Raw genomic sequence first — 20,484 nt, forward strand, 5'->3', positions numbered from 1 at the left:
TTTGGCACTTGACTCGATTCCCACAGAAAGCTGTTTAGTCATTGAAGAGGGTGCAAATCCATCAACAGACTATTTTATTCGGCCATATTTGTATGAGAAGGGAATCAACTTCCGGTGTATAACTTGGTCCAGCTCCCCAATTGAACAGGATATCAATGGAAAATCCTTAATCTTTGTTCGCTACATCCCTCGGAGCTGGAAGTCATTTATTGATAAAAACAGAGGTCAGTTTCAGAGAATCTACCTCTTTATCGATGATGATTTATTTGATTGGTATGCGTTTTCCAGCATGCCACTTCGATATCAAGCAAAAATATTACGGCTTAGCTGGTCTAAGCAGAGGTGGTTGAAATCTGTCGGCGCGCAACTATTGGTATCGACGCCCTACCTTGCGGAAAAGTATCAAAGTTGGTCTCCAGAGTTACTGCAGCCTGCTCCCTTGAATTGTGAGCAGGAGCAGCCTTTGACCGTGTTTTACCATGGATCTGCGTCTCACCTTGAGGATGTTCAGTGGCTGCGGCCGGTGATAGAGGAAGTCTTCAGCCGCAGTCCAATTCTCAATTTTGAGATAATTGGAGATCAGCGTGTCAATCGGCTCTTTCGAGGAATGCCACGGGTGCAGGTACTGCACCCGATGAAGTGGCCTACCTATGTATCGATGCTTCGAGGGCGAGGGCGATCAATTGGTTTGGCACCTTTGCTCGATTTGCCGTTTAATCGCGCCAGGTCGCATACAAAGTTTTTTGATATTACCCAGGCTGGTGCCGCAGGTATTTTTGCGCAAGGGGACATATACGGTTCCATAGTGCGGCACGGGGAAAATGGTCTGTTACTACCAATGGAACCTTCAGCTTGGGTCGAGGGAATCTTGGATCTTGCCAACGATCATAGCCTTCGGGATGCACTTTCTCTTGAGGCAAGGAAATGCCTGTAATTGGACACTGCTCGCTCGGGCTTCGGCGTTTATCTAACCTTGATAACTTCCTGGAAGCTGAATGTCGCTATGTAGCTCTTAAGCCCGATAGTTCAATTTCCATGATGGCCGGCTGGGGGTTAAAAAAAAGCGCCCTTAAAGCACAGCGCCTTGCCACTCATTTGAGTTTGCCTTATATCGCTATAGAAGATGGGTTTTTACGTTCACTCGGCCTTGGCGTAAATGGCGCTCAACCTCATAGCTTGGTTGTTGACTCGACAGGTATTTATTACGACGCCTCCCGGCCAAGTGACCTGGAAATATTAATCAGTGAGGCTGATTTCTCGCCGGATGATCTTGCTCGTGCAGAGAAAGGCTTAAAGCTTATACGAGAGAGCCGACTGTCGAAATATAATCAATCGACTGATATATCACTGGAAATTTTACCTGGGCAAAAAACCATTTTAGTGGTCGATCAAACATTTGGGGATATCTCCGTTAAAGGTGGATTGGCTTCTGAGCAGCATTTCTCTCAAATGCTTGAGTCCGCAATTAATGAAAATCCTGATGCTGAAATTCTTGTAAAGATTCACCCCGATGTTATCGCAGGGAAAAAGCGTGGCTATCTAAAGGAACGGGCTGAACTGAGGGGTTGTAGGATTATCTCTGAGGATATCTCCCCCTGGTCAATCCTGGATCGAGTTGAAAAGGTCTATGTGGTCAGCAGCCAGCTGGGTTTTGAGGCGCTGGTTGCCGGTAAGGAGGTCCATTGCTTTGGAATGCCTTTTTATGCGGGGTGGGGTTTAACTCGAGATAGGCAAAACTGTGGTCGCCGCAGTGTGAAGCGAACGTTGCTTCAGGTTTTTTGTGCTGCGTACCTAAAATACTCCCGGTATATTAATCCGTATACTGGCAATCGATGTAACTTTGAAGACACTGTGGCATTAATTGCTGAACAACGCAGGCAATGGAGCCGCTTCGATGGCGACTGGGTCGGAGTAGGGTTTTCTCAATGGAAAAGGAGTTTTATTCCAGGTTTTATCGGTGGAAAGGGAAGGATTAAATTTTCTTCTGCAAAGGTAGCAGATGCAAGGGCAGGAACCAATATTCTGGTATGGGCAAGTCGGATTACAGATGGTTTGCTTGATGAGGCTAAGAAATCTGATTTAAATGTCTGGAGGGTTGAAGATGGCTTTTTGCGTTCCGTTGGTTTGGGTGCCGACCTGGTCGTTCCGAATTCACTGGTTCTAGATAGTCGTGGTATTTACTTTGACGCCAGGCAGCCCAGCGATTTGGAGATGCTGTTAAATACCTGTAGTTTTCCTGATCCTCTTCTAGATAGAGCTAGAAAGTTACGAGACAAATTGATCGATAAAGGGATTAGCAAATACAACGTTGTAGAAGATAAACCTACAGTTGATTTTGATTTTTCATATGATAAAAAAATTATTTTAGTTCCCGGGCAGGTAGAAAGCGATGCCTCGATAGCTAATGGTTCCCCGGTAATAAAAAGTAACTTGGCGCTTCTTGAACGCGTCAGGCTCAATAACCCTGAAGCTCATATTATTTATAAACCACACCCTGACGTAGTTTGTGGTGCTCGCCTAGGTGCTTTGCAGGAGAGTTCTGACTCCCTTTATGACACTTTGCTTGAACAGGGTGATATAGTTTCTGCTATTAAAGTCGCTGATGAAATTCACACCATGAGCTCCCTGAGTGGTTTTGAGGCATTACTGAGAGGCAAGCAGGTGGTAACTTATGGGTTACCCTTTTATGCTGGCTGGGGGCTCACAAGGGATACGCTTATTGAAAATAGAGAAATCCCCACGGGTGAGTTAAGGGTTTTTTTATCAAGAAGGCAGCGCAATTTAACTTTAAATCAGATGATTGCCGCTACTTTGCTGTTATACCCTGTTTATGTAGATCCCAAAACGGCTGAATTTATCAATGCAGAAACTACTATTGAGCTAATTGAGGGGGCACGGTCTTTGGGAAATAAAAAAGGAGTTTTTTTTAAACTCTTCTCCTTGTATCGAAGAATATTTATGAGATATTGAAAGCTGTACCCGAAATCCAGTATAAGGTTTTCTATTTAATTTCTTTTGATATATTGCTTTAGATTTTTAGACCTCGGGGAATATAGTTTCAAACTTCTACTTTGCTAACTTTTATATTTCCCCCTTCTGCGTTAAGTATTCGGGAACTGGTTTCCAAGGCTTTCCGGCTGCAAGCCATTCTTACTCTATTACGCTCGATTACACTTCGGTGATTATAGTACCAATTGTACTGACACCTATTTTTTCCTGGTATAAGATGTGGGATTAAATGGAGCTGGAATTTATTCGGGTTACTACAGGGCTAACTTCTTCTCATGTGTCGCCAGATGTTAATTTCTTGGTGGGCTGAGTGGTTGTACTTTTAGATAAATTGACTTTATGGTTTGTACCAAATACAAATTGTGTGTCGGCATTTTTAGACTATACAGTTTGATTGATGGGAAGATCCTTGAAGTAAGAAACCATAGTAGGGCAGTTTTTGCTGCCAAATTTACAGAAGTTTCTGCCCTGTTAGTAGCGACTCTAATATCCAAGTTCTATGTTGTTAGATGGTTCGCATAGATGTAAAAAGCAGTTCAATATAATAACTGTGAAGTTAGCCTAATTTCATAGTCATTTCTTTTTTATTCATCGCCTCGTATCAACGTATCCAGTGACCTTAGCTCAAGGAAAAGCCAATACATGTCTGTGGCAGTATTTTTACAAGGACCTCATGGCCCATTCTTTGCCCAATTGGCAAGGCGCTTGTCACAGAGCGGAGTCATTACTCATAAGATCAACTTTAATGGCGGGGATCGCTACTTTGCTTGGGCTGATTTTCAGGTGGATTTCACCGGGGGAGAAAGTGATTGGAGTGCCTTCTTCTCAGATTATCTATCTAAAAATAATGTAGATACTGTTTTTTGCTATGGGGACTGCCGCCGCCTGCATACCATTGCAAAATCCATCTGCGAGTCCAAGGGGATCGCTTTTGGTGTTTTTGAAGAGGGATATTTGCGCCCGGATTTTATCACTCTTGAATTTGGCGGGGTTAACGCTCATTCGCGTACGGACTGGTCTCGAGAAGCAATTAATAGTTATCGAGCCAGAGAGCGAAAACCGGTTAAATCTGTTGGGCAAACTTTTTTTAGGCGAGCGCGTTTTGCAATGGCCTATTATCTTGCGATGCGGGTTTCCCAATCGGAATTTCCCCACTATCGGCACCACCGAAGTCTCAGCTGGCTAGGTGAAGGTGTTTGCTGGATCAGGAGTTTCTATCGAAAAGGCCTGTATAAACTGATGGAGCGGGGACTTACGGACCGTTTGACGGGTGAGCTCAGCGGACGGTACTTTCTTTTTCCACTTCAAACCCGCGATGATTTTCAACTGCGAAAGCACTCTGATCTGGTTTCTATCGAAAATGCGATAGAGGTGGTGTTGCAGTCGTTTGCACAAAATGCTCCAAAGGGTTCGATGATGGTAATAAAGCACCACCCTATGGATCGTGGGTTTTGTCACTATCAAAAGCTGATACGGGAGCTGGAAACTCGTTACCAGATTACCGGCAGGGTTATCTACTGTCATGACCTGCACCTGCCGACTTTGCTCGATCACACCCTAGGGGTTGTAACAATCAACAGTACAGTGGGCATATCTGCACTCTTCCACGAGGTGCCAACTCAAGTACTTGGAAGATCACTGTATGACTTACCGGGGCTGACTCATCAAGGGGAGCTCTCCAGCTTTTGGAGTCAACCCGACCCGGTAGACACGGAGTTCTTCCAGCGATTTCGGGCCTATCTCTATGATAAGACCCAAGTGGATGGCAGCTTCTCCCGCCATATTGCCGCTACAATCGATGGAGTTTGCAGGCACTTGACGGAGGCCCGTGCAACGGAGCGAAGGCGGCAGCCTGAGACTGAGGTGGATATGGTCTAAGGAGCGCTGTACTCTTTTTACCTCTAGATCAATGACGCTTTTCTTTTTATCTACCCAATATTGATATCCTATCTGTCGGCGGAGATACATGCTAATCAACTTGCCTAAAAAACAGGCTGATCTGGATCGTCTAACCTGTTAGACTGCGCGGCCTTTTACCCACCGCTCCGGTCCCGCGATAGGGACTTTGGCTTCAAGTGAATTCCGAAATGACCGATACCCCTAAAGCGGCCGGCTTCGACCAGTTGGGTCTGCCGTCTGAAATTCTCAGCGCCATCGAAAAGCTCGGCTATGAGACTCCCTCCCCGATCCAGGCACAAACTATTCCGTCCCTGCTGGAGGGGCGGGATGTGCTAGGCCAGGCCCAGACCGGCACTGGCAAGACCGCAGCCTTTGCGCTGCCGCTACTCTCCCAGCTGGACCTGAAGGATCGTCGCCCTCAGGCACTGGTGCTGGCACCGACCCGCGAACTGGCTATTCAGGTGGCTGAAGCCTGCCAGTCTTACGCATCCAAGTTGAAAGGTTTCCACGTTGCGCCTATCTATGGTGGCGCGGACTACCGCGGCCAGATACAGCAGTTGAAGCGTGGCGTTCAGCTGGTGGTAGGTACCCCCGGACGGGTGATGGACCATATGCGTCGCGGCTCCCTGGATCTGTCCAATCTGCGCACCCTGGTGCTGGATGAGGCGGATGAAATGCTGCGCATGGGCTTTATCGATGATGTGCAGTGGGTATTGGAGCAGATTCCTGAAGAGCGCCAGATTGCGCTGTTCTCCGCCACTATGCCAAAAGAGATTGCCCGCATCGCCCGCGAGCATCTGGATGAGCCGGTTGAAGTAAAAATCCGTGTTAAGACTGAGACTGCGGAAACCATTCGCCAGCGCTACTGGCCGGTTGGCGGCCTGCACAAACTGGATGCACTGACCCGTATTCTTGAAGCGGAGCCGGTGGACGCCACGATTATCTTCGTGCGCACCAAAAACAGCACTGTGGAACTGGCAGATAAGTTGGCCGCCAGAGGCTTTGCCAGTGCCGCCCTGAACGGTGATATGGCGCAGAACCTGCGCGAAGCCGTGATCGACAAGCTGAAAAATGGCAAGCTCGATATTGTTGTAGCCACCGATGTTGCGGCTCGTGGACTGGACGTAAAGCGTATCAGTCACGTGATTAACTACGATATCCCCTACGATACCGAAGCTTATATTCACCGTATCGGTCGTACCGGCCGCGCCGGTCGCGAAGGCGATGCGATCCTGTTTGTGGCGCCCCGCGAGCGTCGTATGTTGCGAGTCATCGAGAAAGCGACCAAGAAGCCGATCGAAAAACTCGATTTGCCCAGCGCAGATGCGGTTAACAGTGCCCGTATGCAGCGCTTCCGCGAGCGCATTACCGCGACCCTGGAAGGCCAAACTGATCTGGCGCCCTATCGCCAGCTGGTTGAGGAATTCCTGGCGCAGAATGAAGTTGACCCTCTGGATGTTGCTGCCGCGCTGGCTGCAATGGCCCAAGGTGACCAGCCCTTGCTGATTCAAGAGAAAGAGCAGAGACCGCGCAAAGAGCGTCGCGAGCGCGATGATGACTTTGACGGTGGCCGCCGCCGCAAGAAGGAAAGCTTCGAGAAAGATCGCAAGCTGCCGCCGCCCGATGAGGGGCTGGAGCGCTTCCGTATCGAGATCGGCCGCGAGCAGGGCGTGCGTCCCGGCAGCATTGTTGGCGCTATTGCCAATGAGGTGGATCTGGACAGCTCCTATATCGGCCGTATCGAAATCTACAACGATTTCACCACGGTAGATCTGCCCCAGGGAATGCCGAAAGAAGTGTTCCAACACCTGAAGAAGGTGCGTGTTTCCGGTAAACCGATGAAAATCACCCGCTTCGATGAAGCAGCGGTCAAGTCGAAAGGGAAGCCGAAGGGTAAGCCTAAGTTCAAGCCCAAAGGTAAGCCCAAAGCCAAGCGCGGCAATAACGACGAGTAAGTCGTACCTGCTGTAGCAGGTTCCTTTCGGGAGAGCGCAGTCGTGCGCTCTCCCATTCAATTCTCCCTATCTCTTCTCACTTCCCTATCTTGGATTAGCGTTGCGGCAGCATCCGGGTCAAAGTGTTATCGCGGGCAATAAAGTGGTGCCACAGGGCGGCGGCGATATGCAGTCCAACCAGTACGAGCAGGGCGGGCCACATTACATCTTTGTGCAGGAAAGCAATTTGTTTGCCCAGATCCGGGTTTTTGGCGAACAGGTTGGGAACGGCAAACAGGCCAAAAAACTCGGTATCGCGCCCAAACAGTTGGCGCATTACGATGCCGGATACCGGCATAGCCAGAATCAACAGGTAGAGTCCACCATGGGTCAGGCTTGACAGTGCCTTCTGCCACTTCTTGCCTTCAATCTGTGGGCGCTTGTGACGTGCACGCCAGTAGAGGCGAAGGGCCAGAAGCATCAGGACACCGACTCCCAGGGAGAAGTGCAGCTGCATAAACCAGCCGCGCATGGGGTCGCCGCGTTCGTAAAACTCATGCAGTTCAACCGCTCCCCACACAGAGAGCAGCAGGATTACAAAAAGCCAGTGCAGTCCTTTACTCACTGAGTTCCAACGTTCAACCGGGTTTGACATAGAGGGTCTCCTACAAAGTCCAGGCATTTGGCCGGGTACAGGCCACTGCCGTATATAAGGAGCCTCTGAATAACTCCGTGATGCCTCTGCGGGTCTTGAAGGCCGCAGGTGTTAGACGCAGCTCAGTGCGAATGGTCACAGTCCTTTGCAGACGCTGCTATGCGGCAGATGCGGCTTTCAAGGCCCGTTGCAGAGCGATTCACACTCTGCGTTGCGACTTCTTGCAAGGTCTGGACATTCCTGCGAAGCCGCGTCTTGAGTGTGAACCGCTCTGTAAGCCAGAGGTATCACGGAGTTGTTCAGAGGCTCCATCGTTATTTGTGTGATTTTACCGGCCTCTCCGGCCAGACCAAACCATTGATTTGTTCGATCTGAAAATATTCAGTTTGTTTGATAATTGTGCTGAGGTTGAATAAGTCATTATTTCCGCAAAGGCTTAAGCCGCCCAGTTAACTTTTGTAAGTGGTTAGGCAGGTTCTGCCACACTGGGGCTGGTTTTGGCCGCTCTCACACCTTGCAGATTGGCAAAGCTGGTATCCCGTGCGGTTTTGAGGAAGTCTGTGAGATAAGGTTGCTCGAGCATATCTTCCCGCACTGCCGCGTAGAGAGTGCTCCAAAGGCCCTCTTTACCCAGCTGGAGTTGGGAAATAAACCCCTTTTGCAGGTACTCGTGCAGAGCCCAAGTGGGGAGGGCGCAAACCCCTCGCCCGCTGGCTACTAACTGAACCATCATCACGGTCAGTTCTGCGGTTCGAACTTCTGCAGGTTCAATTCCAGCGGGGTCGAGGAAGTGCTGGAAGATATCCAGCCGCTCTCGTTCAACCGGGTAGGTAATCTGGACTTCACCAGCTAACTCCTGCGGTTCTACCCAGCGCCGCTTGCTCTCCTGCGCCAGTGGGTGTTTGCGACTTATGGCAAGGCACATTTCAAAGCTGAACAGCGGCTCGTAGTGCAGGCCTTTGAGGTCCGGGTCCGGGTTGGAGGTGACAACCAGGTCCAGATCGCCGCGCACCAGTGCGGGCAGGGGAGCGAAGTGGAAGCCGCTGCACAGGTCCAGTTCCACTTCTGGCCAGCCGTCCCGATAGGTATTCAGTGCGGGCATCAGCCACTGGTAGCAGCTGTGGCACTCGATAGCGATATTGAGCCTGCCCGCTTGCCCAGATGCCAGGCGGGATAGGTCCCGCTGCGCTATAGCTACCTGGGGCAGTATGTCGTCGCCCAACTGCAGCAGTCTCAGACCGGCACTGGTAAATCGCAGAGGCCGGGATTTGCGTATGAACAGTTCTTGGCCGAGCCGGTCCTCCATTTCGCGAAATAAGTGCGAAAGAGCCGACTGGGTCAGGTGAAGGCGCTCTGCTGCGCGTACCAAGCTGCCTGTCTCACGCAAAACACTCAGCGCACGCAAATGGCGCAATTCAATCATCATTAAAATTATTCATGTTATTTGCAAAAAATATGAAATTGATTGAACAGTACTGTGCGCACACAATCAAGTCAGGACTCTCGCTAATGCGACCGTTACCGAGATCGCAGCTGCGGGGTATTTTTCAATGGGGCAACTTTGTTCCCCTCACAGGAAAGAGCTTGGGAAGGCGGCCATGGTGCAAACACATATCCTCGGCTATCCGCGTATCGGAGCCAATCGCGAACTAAAGAAAGCGCAAGAAGCCTATTGGCGCGGTGATATGCCCCAGCAGCAATTGCTGCAAGTGGGCACAGAGATCCGCCGTGGTAACTGGCAGGCCCAAAGTGAGGCCGGTTTGAGCCGTGTAGCTGTGGGGGATTTTGCCTGGTACGACCAGGTTCTGAATCACTCCCTGATGTTTGGTGTGGTCGGCCAGCGTTTTGCAGAGGGAGCGGCAGACAACAAGCTGGACCAGTATTTCCGCTTGGCCCGTGGTCGCGCTCCATCGGGACAGCCGGTAGCGGCCAGTGCCATGACCAAGTGGTTTGATACCAATTATCACTATCTGGTGCCTGAGCTCTCCAATGATCAGGCGTTCTCCCTGGATAGTGAGTGGTTACTTGACGAGGTGCGGGAAGCCCAATCCCTGGGCTACAAAGCCAAGCCGGTGGTTATCGGACCACTCACTTACCTGTGGCTGGGGCGAGGTGTGGATAGCCCTCTGGATTTAGTGCCAAAACTCCTGCCTTGCTATGCCGAGTTGCTGTCTCAGCTCGCTGACCTCAGAGTTGAATGGGTGCAGTTGGATGAACCCATACTAGGCCTGGATCTGCCGGATGAATGGCGTGGGGCTTTTGATAGCACTTACCAGCAGATTGCGGCATTAGCCCCAGGGGCGCATACACTGTTGGCTACCTATTTCTCACCTTTGCGCGAGAATCTGGAGCTGGCATTTTCCCTCCCGGTGTCTGGGGTACATATTGACTGTGTACGCGCACTTGAAGAACTTGAAGCTGCGGCCCAGCTGGCAGGTAAGAACAAGGTTCTGTCTGCGGGTGTGATAAATGGGCGCAATGTGTGGCGAGCAGACCTCAACCGTTGGCAGGGCACTTTGCAGCCTTTGGCGAAGCAGTTGGGAGATCGCCTATGGCTATCAGCCAGTTGCTCCCTGCTCCACAGCCCTGTGGATCTGGAAACAGAGATCAAGCTGCCCAGTGAGCAAAAACAGAAGCTTGCTTACAGCTGCCAGAAACTTCAGGAGTTGGCTCAATTACAGCAGCTGCTCAATGAGGACACAGAGATCTCTGTCTCAGGTGGAGAGAGTGGTGTAGCCGAGGGCTCCACTGCTGATCAATTAGTGGATACCTGGCGTCAACAGTGCTTTCAGGATCGCTCTTTAGTACAGGCCAAGCGTTGGCAATTACCACTGCTGCCCACCACCACAATAGGCTCATTCCCACAGACGGATCTTTTGCGCGGTGTGCGCCGCAAGTACCGCAATAGCGAAATTTCTGAAGCGGATTATTTAGAACATCTACGCGCTGAAATTGCCGAAGCTATCCGTCGTCAAGAAATACTCGGTCTGGATGTACTGGTGCATGGTGAGGCTGAGCGCAACGATATGGTGGAATATTTCGGGGAGCAACTGGATGGTTTTGTACACACCGGTAATGGCTGGGTGCAAAGTTATGGCTCTCGCTGTGTGAAACCCCCGATTATTTTTGGTGATATCTCCCGACCTAACGCTATGACAGTAGAGTGGAGCAGCTATGCCCAGAGCCTTACTAATAAGCCGGTAAAAGGTATGCTCACCGGCCCGGTCACAATTCTCAACTGGTCCTTCCCGAGGGAAGACATCCACCGCAGTGAGAGCTGTCTACAAATTGCCAAAGCATTGCGGGAAGAGGTGTTGGATCTTGAGGCGGCCGGTATCGGGATTATCCAGATTGATGAACCGGCTTTGCGTGAGGGAGTTCCCCTTCGAGAGTCTGAGCACCAGGATTATTTTGCCTGGGCGGTAGGGTGTTTCCGCTACACCTGTAGCGAAGTAAAAGCGGAAACCCAGATCCACACTCATATGTGTTACAGCAATTTCAATGCAATTATGGATGCCATTGTTTCCCTTGATGCGGATGTAATTACTATTGAATCAGCTCGCTCCGATTTGCGCCTACTCAGCGCGTTTGCCGACAAGGCCGGTGGTTACCCCAATGAAATTGGACCTGGCATTTACGATATTCACTCACCCAATGTGCCGGAAAGGAGGGAGCTGGTTGAGCGACTTAAGAAAATTGCACAGGTGGTGCCGGTTGAGCGACTTTGGGTAAATCCAGACTGCGGCCTTAAAACCCGTAACTGGGCTGAGGTCGGGTCATCCTTGCTGAATATGGTAGAGGCTGCGCGCACTGTTCGCACAGAACTGGCCTAGCCAATTTATAAATAAAAAAACCGGCAATCATTTTAATTGCCGGTTTTTCTTTTCAGTTTTTTCCGCTTCTGTTTTTTCCGCTTCTGTTTTTCGCTTACTGGGACTTGGTGGCTACTGTAGTAGTGTTATTTAATTCAAATGGCACTGAAGGGTGGAAAGGTTTAATACCCAAGGCTGTGTAAAGCTCATCCGGGCGATACATATTTTGTCCCTCGAACACCAGTGCAGTGCGACGCAGCGCAGTGATATCCTCGAGGGGATTTCCCTCCAGTAAAACCAGGTCTGAATTTTTCCCCACTGCAATACTGCCAGTGTACTCGTCGGCTCCCATAACTTGTGCTGGTACCAGTGTAGCTGTGCGCAGCACATCAATATTCGGAATACCGGCTTTGGCATAGAGCTCCAGTTCACGTAACAGGGTAAATCCGGGGATGCCATCAGAGCCCGCGACCATAGTGACCTTGTGCTCGTGTAGTTTGAGCATCATGGCCAGCAGGGCTTCCGCTGAAAGGTCGTAGTCATCCCGGTGTTCCGGCTTCACATCCAGTTCGGCCCCAACAAAGGCGCGCTGGATATTGACTGGAAGGTGGTCGGTAATATCGGCAAACTCAGGATCTACTTTGCCCGGCTGGCGCAGTAACATCGAACTGAATACGGTGGTGGTTGCGTCTACGACAGTGCCTTTCTTGGCTAGCTTATCCAGGAAAGTAGCCACTTCTTTGCTATCCAGATCCAGCTCGTGGGCGTGCTCCCCGATTTCTGTAAAGCGCAGTCTTTTACGGGTATCTATCTTGCCCATAAAATTCAGAAACAGCATATTGATATGCTGAATTTCATCAAAGCCCGCGTCCACTGCCTCTTCGGCGGTCATAAATGCAGGAATATGACCGGACAAACGCATACCATTTTCGTGGATATGCTTGGCTAAGGGAGCGATCCACTCGGGCTCCATTGAGCTGTAAGTTTTAATTTGCTGATAGCCGCGATCGGCATACCACTCGACAATATCCTTGGCTTCTTCCAGGCTGTCCGCAGTCTTGCCCATTCGCATGGCATTTTCGCTTTCCCGGTCCATAAAGCCCGCACGGAAAAGGTCGCCGCCAATGATTTGCTCTGACTCAAACATCCCTTCAATACGCATGATACTTTCATGGGTATTACCGATGTCGCGAACATTGACAATGCCAGCGGCCATATTCAGAACACCATCGGTAGGGGATAAGTGGGCGTGCATATCCCAGAGGCCGGGGATCAGCGTATGGTTACGGGCATCAATGGTGGTTGCCCCGTTGGCTTTGATCGGTTTTTTACTGATTTTTGCGATCTTTCCATCTTTGATCAGCACATGGTGCTTTCTCTGCAGTTTGCCAGATTCAACATCAACCAGGTTGACGTTGCTGATCAGGATGGGTTGTGTTGATGTGTGGGTATGTTTCTTGGCAATACCTTGCAGGTACTGGTCTGCGGCTGCGACTTGCCGGGTTTTCAGTTCTTCGAGGTGAGATTTATCCCAGCCTTTGCGCAGGATGGCGAACCATCCCCCTTCGTCGGAGGCAAATAAATCCCCATTGTCATCATACCAGGCGAGATCTGGGGTAAAGCCCAGGCCGCTTACGCCGTAAAGGTGGACCGTTTTCTTTTTCTCACCCTGTTGCAGGGTCACTTTATCAAGCTTATGGAGGCGTGCTTTTCCTTGCGGCAGTAAATCAATATTTTGATCTGCATCGGCAATCAGTGCTTTTACCAATTGCGTCTGTACGGCAAGGGTACTGTTCTTGGGAATATAAAATTGGGCTTCGGAAGTTTTTGCACTGCCATGTTCATCGGAACCTTTCCAGCGAGCGACACCATTTTCCAGGGAAAATTCTTCGCTGACTGGAGCACCAAATGGGCTGACCCCTTCAATGGATAATTGCTCGGGCATTGCCGCCTCACCGATAGTGAAGCTCTCCTTGAGGTTTAGGCGACGGTTATTCCAGCCGAGCTTTAATTCACCAGATACCTTTGTTCCATCCTGATGAATAACTTCAGAGCCAGCAATGCCCTCTTTATCGTAAAAAATATACTCGATTGATTTTGCATAAACGCTATTGGCTGCGGCTAGAACTGTGGCTGCGATAAGCGTTGCCAGTGCTTTTTTTCTCATGAACTGTCCCTTTTCTTGTTGTAATACCGGTGATGGACTTTGGCTTCTTTTTGGTGAGGGGGCAAGCAGCTTAGGGGCGCAAGCGGCGAGAGGAAAAGCGGGAGCGGTAAGGCGTTCTTTAATGTTTTAACTTTCGGAGTAAGGTAAAGGTATTGTGAGAGCGCTGACTTGTAAGCACTCTCACAATATTGCTTTAGTCTATGAACTAAGAGTTGCGAGAAAGGTTTTCGTTGCCGGTTGCGTGTACGACAATATTGTCTTCAATGCGCACGCCGCCGTAGGGGCGGAAGCTGTCGACCTTATCCCAGTTAACTTCGGCAGCGAGGTCTGAGTCTTTTAGCTCTCCCAATAGGCTCTCGATAAAGTAGAGCCCTGGCTCGATGGTAAATACCTGGTTCTCCTCGATAGTTCGGCTGGTACGCAGGAACGGGTACTCGGCCGGTGGGGGTGTCGTGCCTCCATCGGGGCCGGTCTGGTGACCGCCGACATCGTGTACCTGGAGGCCGAGGAAGTGACCCAGGCCGTGTGGCAGGAAGGGGCGAGTTAAGCCGGATTCCACGGCATTCTCGGCAGAGGTTTTGATAATGCCAAATTGGAGCAACAGCTCGCCTACGTTTAAGTGGCACTGGCGATGTAGTTCTGGGTAAGGCAGGCCAGGTTTGAGGCCGTCTACCAGCTGCAACTGCTTTTCATCCATTGCCGCTACCAGCTCTGCGAACTCATTATCGGCATAGGCGTAGGTGCGAGTGATATCAGAGCAGTAGCCATTGCAGTCAGCACCCGCATCGATCAGGAAGCTTTTCAGCTGCGGCTCAGGCAGGCGCTCAGTAGACAGGTGAGTGTAGTGCAGGATTGCGGCATGCTCATTCAGGGCAACAATGTTGCCGTAGGGCATACGGTTCTCGCCCTGGCCAGCAGCGCCCAGGTAGGCTTGGTTGATCTCAAATTCACTGGCGCCACTACGGAAAGCCTGTTCGGCGGCGCGGTGCCCATTGACCGCAATGCGGTTCGCTTCACGCAGGCAGGCGACCTCATAAGGCGTTTTATAAGCGCGGGCCCAGTGCAAGCGGTTGATCAGAAGCTCCGGATTTTCCTCCCCCAGTGGCCAGCCTTGCAGCTTGTCGCTCTCACCGATAAAAGCGGCATTCTCTGGGCTCAGGAACGCCTGGGCATCGGCCGGCTTGCTCAGTAGCTCGATATCGTAGAAATCGCTCCAGAAGGTCTGGGGTGCCGGCGGTACATAGTGCCAAAAGTCTACTGGACGGTAGAACAAAAGCTTTGGCTTTTGTCCGCGCTGATAGATAACCCAGCAGTGGGGGTTGTCGGTAATGGGAACCAGTGCCTTAAAGTGGGGATTCACCTTAAACGGGTAATAGTTATCGTCCAGGAACTGCACCCTGGGAGCGCCACTGAATACGTTGAGGGTATCAAACCCGCTCTGCTCGAGGATTTCGTCGTAGCGGCGGCACAGGGTAGCCATATGATCGGCGTAAAGGTTTTTATCCATGTTCTCCCCGGAATGGATCGCTGAATCGTAAAGTCGGCATAGTGTATAGTCTGGACTCTGGATATTTGGCCTGAAATTTGACCATGGAAAAGAAGATACTGCTGACCGACTGCCCCGATGATAAGGGGCTGATCGCAAAGATTACCAATATTTGCTACAAGCACCAGCTGAACATCATCAAGAATGATGAGTTTGTGGACCGGGTTGAGGGGCGCTTCTTTATGCGCACTGCCCTGGAGGGTATCTTTAACGATGCCACCTTCCTGGAAGATCTGGATATGACACTGCCCCAGGGCGCAGAGCGTCGCTTGGTATCCATAGAGCGGAAGAAACGCCTGGTGCTGATGGTTACCCGCGAGCCCCACTGCCTGGGTGATATCCTGATGAAGTGCTATTCCGGCGCTATGGATGTGGAGATCGCGGCTGTTATCGGCAATCACCCGGATCTGGAGGGGCTGGTACAGAAGTTTGATATTCCTTTCCACTGTATTTCTGCAGAGGGGATGGAGCGCGGAGCCCACGAGCAGCAAGTGGCCACCTTAGTGGATGAGTACAATCCAGATTATTTGGTGCTGGCCAAGTATATGCGCGTGCTAACCCCTGATTTTGTTGCTCGCTATAGTGGGCGCATTATCAACATCCACCATTCTTTCCTTCCTGCATTTATTGGGGCCAAGCCTTATCAGCAGGCCTACGAGCGTGGAGTAAAAATTATTGGAGCCACAGCGCACTTTGTTACCGATGATCTGGATGAAGGGCCGATCATTGAACAGGATGTAATACATGTGGATCATGCCTATTCTGCAGAAACCATGGCGGATGCAGGTAGGGATGTTGAAAAATTGGTTTTGACTCGAGCGCTGCAACTAGTTTTGCAGGAACGAGTGTTTATACACGGAAACAAAACAGTGGTATTTAAATAGAAACGCAGTAAACAATACTAACTTTGTGCTCGATGTAGTAAAGCAGGTTAGTGTTTAGAGAGGATTTTGAGTGAATAATAAAAATATTAGCAGTTTTCAGGCCCGTTTATTTATTGCCGCTGGCCTAGCGTTACCTATTTTTCTCAGTGCCTGTTCCAGCAACAAGCCGATTCCCGGAATGAAAGAGTCGTTTGTAACTGAGATTGCTCAAAATGGAGCCAAGCGTTTTACATATACTCTTGAGAAGGATCGGCAGGATCTTCCTCCCCCAGTTTCAAACCAGCCTAGTTCTCAACGTCGAATGCAGCGGGATACTATCGGTTTGGGAGGCCGTTCAAGTGACCGTGTAGAGCGTTATTTAGATTGGGCTCTCGAACAAAAGATGTTGGAAGCCGGTTTCTGTGAGCGTGGCTATTTTGAAATTGAGCGGGTTATTTCCGCAGATGGGGGTGAGGTGCGGGGAGAGTGCCGAGAAGGCGCTTTTTAGTGTCTTTTCTGCTTGCTAGACCTGTGCAGTAATTCAAGCCGATATAAAAAGACAGGGGCTCTTTACCAGCTATTGCAGATAATAATAATGAAGTCTGAATCAATATTGGAAATGGTGTCTACCCAGCAGATTATTGCGGTTTTTGATTTAATATCAGATATTATTTTTTGGGTAAAAGATGATTCTGGTTACGTAGTACATTGTAACCGAGAGTTTATTGAGCATGTGGGATGCAGGTCCCTTAATCAGGTTGTGGGCCGCTCTGATATGGATTTTTCCCCCTCTTATCTCGCAAAAAACTATATGCGTGATGACCAAAGAGTGATGGAGGGTGAAACGATTACAGATCGACTGGAGTTAAATATAGGGAAAAGTGGAGAGTTGGTTTGGTTTACGACATCCAAGCGCCCACTAAAGAATTCCACTGGAAAAATTATTGGTACCTATGGCGTAGCTCGCGATCTTAATGAGACGGTCAAAACGCTCTCCAGAATGGATAAGCTGAAAAAGCCTGTTGAATATATTAAAAATAATTACAGTCAGCCGATTACTGTCGAACAGCTAGCAGAGGTAGCCAGTTTGTCTGTTAGCGCCCTTGAGAGGCGATTTAAAAAGTATTTGGAGAAAACTCCAATGCAGTTTGTCAGAGAGGTTAGGTTAGAGAACTCCCGTCGTATGCTGGTGGATACTCAGCGGCCAATTTCTGAAATCGCATACCGTGTCGGATTTCCATCTCACAGTTACTTCAGTAGACATTTCAAGAGCATGTTTGGGCAGCTTCCCGCTATTTATAGAGAAGAAGTTCAGTCTCAACTTTGAATGCGATAGGCCATTCCTGAACTACTTAGAGATGGATAATCAATAGAAGTTTTTTGTTGAAATGGTTTGGTGCTGGCTTACTTCCCTTTAAAAATAGTTTATCTATTTGTTGAATATCTTGTAAATCCATAATCGAATTTTGGCCTTTCATACCTTCTAATACTTTTCCCTTAGTGTCCTCAAAAATTCCAAACGCCGATTTTGTTCTATTCCTGTCTCAGTTTCTATTACCCACTTATCCCTTTTTTTTCTTAGGGTTTTAGTGCTCAACAAGTGGACTGTCATTACGGGGTTTAGGGTCCCCTGACGGTTTCTCGCCCCTCTCCAATTTGGAGGGGGGCTCTTTTAAAAAACTTATAAGAAAAGAAAGTTGGGATACTATGAAAACAGTCAAGAATAATAGACGAACCACGGTCAAAATCTGGAGTCGGGAGATTAAGCAGAAATCGCTAGTCTCCGCTATTTCATTAGCCATTAGTAGCGTGACGATTGCTGATGATATCTCTGAGAAAGACAAACCGATGGATCATATTGAGGTAATCGGAATCCTTGAGAGTAATACCAGAAACCTGGAAATTAAGCGGGATTCTAATGCTATTGTAGACGCGATAACCGCCGAAGATGTGGGCAAGTTCCCGGATAAGAATGTTGCAGACTCTCTTCAGCGCGTGCCAGGGATCACAATTACACGCAGTGGTGGAGAGGGTAGTCGAGTCAGTATTCGTGGCACCAGTGCCGAGTGGACCTTGACCCAGTTAAATGGAAACTACATTGCAACCTCTGATGGGGAAGCGCCTTCTCGAAGCTTTAATTACACTTTGCTGCCATCCAACATGATTAGCAAAGTAGAAGTTTACAAAAGCCCGGAAGCTAGAATTGATGAAGGAGGAATTGGCGGAACGGTTATTCTACACAGTCGTAAGCCTCTGGAAATGGATTCTGGTGAGGGTGTTATAACTACTGAAACCACTTACTCAGATACTAATGAGCAGTGGGAACCTCAATATAGTGCTTTTTACTCCTGGAAAAATGAGAGTGAAACCTTTGGTATCCTGGCTGGCTATACCAAGCAGGACAGAACCGTAACCTCAATTGAAAACTACGCGAGCCATTGGCGATTCCATTCAGATACAGTTGAAGGTGCTGAGCGTCCGGCAATTGTTGACCAGGAAACTGGTGAAGTTTACAACAATGTTTGGGCGCCCAGAGCTATGGGTATTGGTAATCATGAGCAGGATAGGGCCAGGGATGGTTATCAAATTACCACTCAATGGCGGCCTACTGAGCGCTTGGAATTTTCTCTGAACTATTTCGGTTCCCAGTTGGGATACGATACCCGTAGTCAGAATCTCACCTTAGCTGAATGGAATGATAACCATAACCCCTACTTTGGCGTTGAGCTGGAAGGGGATACCGTAGTCACCTATGGCAACGGTGATAACGGCTTGCTAAATGCTGATAACTGGGGCGATGCTGATGTCAATGGTGGTGTCGAGGTAGAGCGAGGTTTAATGTCTCCGCAATTGACCGGGCAGGATAGCTACGGTGAATCAGAATCTCATACATTCGACCTCGAAATTCTGTATGAAGGTGACTCTTACACAGCAGCAGTGAATATTGGGCGCAGCTCTGCAAAAGGAGGTGTCTCCGAAAGAATCATGGCAAATATGGATGCACGTTATGGTTCCGTAAATAGTTGGCTGTGGTCTATTGCCGACGGGGAACCTAGCTACGAAATCTCTACAGATCTCACCTCGGATCAGGAGGCCTATCCATACTATGACTGGTTTAGTTCTGACGCTACCCAAAATCGGGATAGGGAAGATTATTATCAGCTTGACCTGGGATTTGATACCAATTGGGGAATAGTTAACAAAATCTATGTCGGTACTAAATATCGGGATCATGAAGCTAAGTCCCTAAGAGATACTTTCCTGTGGGATGACGGTATTTCGGATAACGGTGGTTATCGTGGGTGGTTGTCGGGTACCGAATGGTTCCACAACCCGGATTTTCATCCAGACACTTCAATCTTACTTGGCGGCAGCGTAATCGATAATAGCGCAGGCGATACCGGGGCTATTAACTATCTGCCTTTTGATATAGATGCGCTTAAAGCCTACGTTAGTGATAATTTTACCCGGACTGTAGTTCCTGTCTTATCCGGTACCTATACCATCGAGGAGAAAATATTTTCACTTTACGCACAGGCAGATTTTGAATGGGAAGCCTTCCGGGGTAACTTTGGTGTCCGCTATGTTAATACCGACTTAACTACCTCGACGTACGATGACATCATTGGTCAAGAGACAGATATCACCAATGCAAATAACCGAAGCGCTGACAGTGAAAACTTCCTACCAAGTTTGAATATTGCCTGGGATCTAACTGATGACCTTGTAATACGATTTGCTGCAGCAAAAACCATGTCTCGAGTTAGTTATGCTGATTTGGGGCAGGCTGAGTCTTATGGCCCCCCTGTAAATATTAACTCGCCGGATTCTTGGACCGGCCGTGGGACTGGCACTTCAGCAAATACTGGGCTAGAAGCGATGCTCTCCAATCAATTCGACCTGGGAATTGAATGGTATTACTTTGATGCTTCCGCACTTGGGGCAACATTATTTAGTAAGGATATCAGCAACCTTCCTATAACCACAACTGAAGTTGTATTACGTGAGCACAATTGCTGCAATGGACCCATTGAAGTCGACATGACCACAAAAACGGGTGGTGCTGAGGCAACTTCAAGAGGCGTTGAGCTGTTTGCACAACACGCGTTCGAAAGTGGTTTTGGTGTAATGGCAAATTATACCTACACCGACACCAGTACTTCAGGGGTGTTTGTTAATGGTGAAGAAACTGAGGCAGAAATTCCTGGAACGGCTAAGCACCAGTACAATCTTTCCGGTTACTATGAAAATGATTTGTACAGTGTGCGAGCATCTTATAACTGGAAAGATGATCGAGCTGGGGGGCTTCACCAAGGGTATAATTTATACGATAAAGCTTATGGGCAGCTTGATCTTAATACCAGCTTTACCTTCAATGAAAACCTCAATTTCACGGCATCTATCATTAATTTAACGGAGGAAAAGGCAGAGGGGTTCTGGAAGCAGGAAAACAGAATGACTTATTATAATTACTCTGGGCGCAGACTATATATTGGTGCAAACTATAAATTCTAATACCTCGTTGATCGTAGTATTGGGTGTAGAGTGTAAGCTCTACACCATTTTTTTTGATTATCGACATTAGATTACAGAATTTAC

The 20,484-nt window shown here is 49.0% G+C and carries 13 protein-coding genes; 9 read left to right on the plus strand and 4 right to left on the minus strand.

The window, feature by feature from the left end:
• Position 1 precedes the first annotated feature (1 nt).
• The 4 genes from ACJJIE_RS21135 to ACJJIE_RS21150 all read left to right on the plus strand — a co-directional run bounded on the left by ACJJIE_RS21135 (position 2) and on the right by ACJJIE_RS21150 (position 6,863).
• Entirely contained in the window at positions 2 to 934 is a 933-nt protein-coding gene (locus ACJJIE_RS21135; protein ID WP_444892874.1) for a glycosyltransferase family protein, read from the plus strand.
• Positions 925 to 2,970, plus strand: coding sequence for a capsule polysaccharide biogenesis protein (locus ACJJIE_RS21140; RefSeq protein WP_444892875.1), 2,046 nt, complete (start codon positions 925 to 927; stop codon positions 2,968 to 2,970). The genes ACJJIE_RS21135 and ACJJIE_RS21140 overlap by 10 nt, the downstream gene beginning before the upstream one ends.
• A 681-nt stretch (positions 2,971 to 3,651) precedes the next feature.
• Complete coding sequence (locus ACJJIE_RS21145) at positions 3,652 to 4,887, plus strand: capsule polysaccharide biogenesis protein (protein ID WP_444892876.1); 1,236 nt, start codon at positions 3,652 to 3,654, stop codon at positions 4,885 to 4,887.
• A gap of 209 nt (positions 4,888 to 5,096) precedes the next feature.
• Positions 5,097 to 6,863, plus strand: coding sequence for a DEAD/DEAH box helicase (locus tag ACJJIE_RS21150; RefSeq protein ID WP_282934580.1), 1,767 nt, complete (start codon positions 5,097 to 5,099; stop codon positions 6,861 to 6,863).
• A 94-nt stretch (positions 6,864 to 6,957) separates the two neighbouring features.
• On the opposite strand, the gene ACJJIE_RS21155 is transcribed toward ACJJIE_RS21150, so the two are convergent.
• Together ACJJIE_RS21155 and ACJJIE_RS21160 are read right to left on the minus strand one after the other, a co-directional pair.
• On the minus strand, positions 6,958 to 7,497 hold the full coding sequence (locus ACJJIE_RS21155; RefSeq protein WP_413664530.1) for a cytochrome b: 540 nt from the start codon (positions 7,495 to 7,497) through the stop codon (positions 6,958 to 6,960).
• 466 nt (positions 7,498 to 7,963) lie between these two features.
• Positions 7,964 to 8,923: a LysR family transcriptional regulator gene (locus ACJJIE_RS21160; RefSeq protein WP_444892877.1), complete on the minus strand. Its 960-nt coding sequence runs from the start codon at positions 8,921 to 8,923 to the stop codon at positions 7,964 to 7,966.
• 172 nt (positions 8,924 to 9,095) lie between these two features.
• On the opposite strand from ACJJIE_RS21160, the gene metE reads away from it, so the two are divergent.
• The gene (metE, locus tag ACJJIE_RS21165; RefSeq protein WP_444892878.1) at positions 9,096 to 11,330 is read left to right on the plus strand and encodes a 5-methyltetrahydropteroyltriglutamate--homocysteine S-methyltransferase; all 2,235 of its coding nucleotides are present in this window, start codon (positions 9,096 to 9,098) and stop codon (positions 11,328 to 11,330) included.
• A 94-nt stretch (positions 11,331 to 11,424) separates the two neighbouring features.
• Here the strand turns inward: metE and ACJJIE_RS21170 are convergent, their stop codons facing one another.
• Entirely contained in the window at positions 11,425 to 13,476 is a 2,052-nt protein-coding gene (locus ACJJIE_RS21170; RefSeq protein WP_444892879.1) for an amidohydrolase family protein, read from the minus strand.
• Between the two features lie 205 nt (positions 13,477 to 13,681).
• Positions 13,682 to 14,983, minus strand: coding sequence for a Xaa-Pro dipeptidase (gene pepQ / locus ACJJIE_RS21175; RefSeq protein WP_444892880.1), 1,302 nt, complete (start codon positions 14,981 to 14,983; stop codon positions 13,682 to 13,684).
• 83 nt (positions 14,984 to 15,066) lie between these two features.
• Here pepQ and purU point away from each other — a divergent pair, with 83 nt between their 5' ends.
• The 4 genes from purU to ACJJIE_RS21195 all read left to right on the plus strand — a co-directional run bounded on the left by purU (position 15,067) and on the right by ACJJIE_RS21195 (position 20,400).
• Complete coding sequence (gene purU / locus ACJJIE_RS21180) at positions 15,067 to 15,906, plus strand: formyltetrahydrofolate deformylase (protein ID WP_282934112.1); 840 nt, start codon at positions 15,067 to 15,069, stop codon at positions 15,904 to 15,906.
• 70 nt (positions 15,907 to 15,976) lie between these two features.
• Entirely contained in the window at positions 15,977 to 16,393 is a 417-nt protein-coding gene (locus tag ACJJIE_RS21185) for a hypothetical protein (protein ID WP_444892881.1), read from the plus strand.
• Positions 16,394 to 16,480: 87 nt separating this feature from the next.
• On the plus strand, positions 16,481 to 17,212 hold the full coding sequence (locus ACJJIE_RS21190) for an AraC family transcriptional regulator (protein WP_282934110.1): 732 nt from the start codon (positions 16,481 to 16,483) through the stop codon (positions 17,210 to 17,212).
• 380 nt (positions 17,213 to 17,592) lie between these two features.
• Positions 17,593 to 20,400, plus strand: a complete 2,808-nt coding sequence (locus ACJJIE_RS21195; RefSeq protein ID WP_444892882.1) for a TonB-dependent receptor — start codon at positions 17,593 to 17,595, stop codon at positions 20,398 to 20,400.
• The last annotated feature ends 84 nt before the right edge of the window (positions 20,401 to 20,484 follow it).

It is taken from the genome of Microbulbifer maximicatervae (SeqCode), assembly GCF_052467325.1.

Coding starts and splice junctions, on each gene's coding strand:
- ACJJIE_RS21140 (WP_444892875.1), top strand. CDS start 925: ATGCCTGTAATTGGACACTGCTCGCTCGGGCTTCGGCGTTTATCTAAC.
- ACJJIE_RS21145 (WP_444892876.1), top strand. CDS start 3,652: ATGTCTGTGGCAGTATTTTTACAAGGACCTCATGGCCCATTCTTTGCC.
- ACJJIE_RS21150 (WP_282934580.1), top strand. CDS start 5,097: ATGACCGATACCCCTAAAGCGGCCGGCTTCGACCAGTTGGGTCTGCCG.
- ACJJIE_RS21155 (WP_413664530.1), bottom strand. CDS start 7,497: ATGTCAAACCCGGTTGAACGTTGGAACTCAGTGAGTAAAGGACTGCAC.
- ACJJIE_RS21160 (WP_444892877.1), bottom strand. CDS start 8,923: ATGATGATTGAATTGCGCCATTTGCGTGCGCTGAGTGTTTTGCGTGAG.
- metE (WP_444892878.1), top strand. CDS start 9,096: ATGGTGCAAACACATATCCTCGGCTATCCGCGTATCGGAGCCAATCGC.
- ACJJIE_RS21170 (WP_444892879.1), bottom strand. CDS start 13,476: ATGAGAAAAAAAGCACTGGCAACGCTTATCGCAGCCACAGTTCTAGCC.
- pepQ (WP_444892880.1), bottom strand. CDS start 14,983: ATGGATAAAAACCTTTACGCCGATCATATGGCTACCCTGTGCCGCCGC.
- purU (WP_282934112.1), top strand. CDS start 15,067: ATGGAAAAGAAGATACTGCTGACCGACTGCCCCGATGATAAGGGGCTG.
- ACJJIE_RS21190 (WP_282934110.1), top strand. CDS start 16,481: ATGAAGTCTGAATCAATATTGGAAATGGTGTCTACCCAGCAGATTATT.
- ACJJIE_RS21195 (WP_444892882.1), top strand. CDS start 17,593: ATGAAAACAGTCAAGAATAATAGACGAACCACGGTCAAAATCTGGAGT.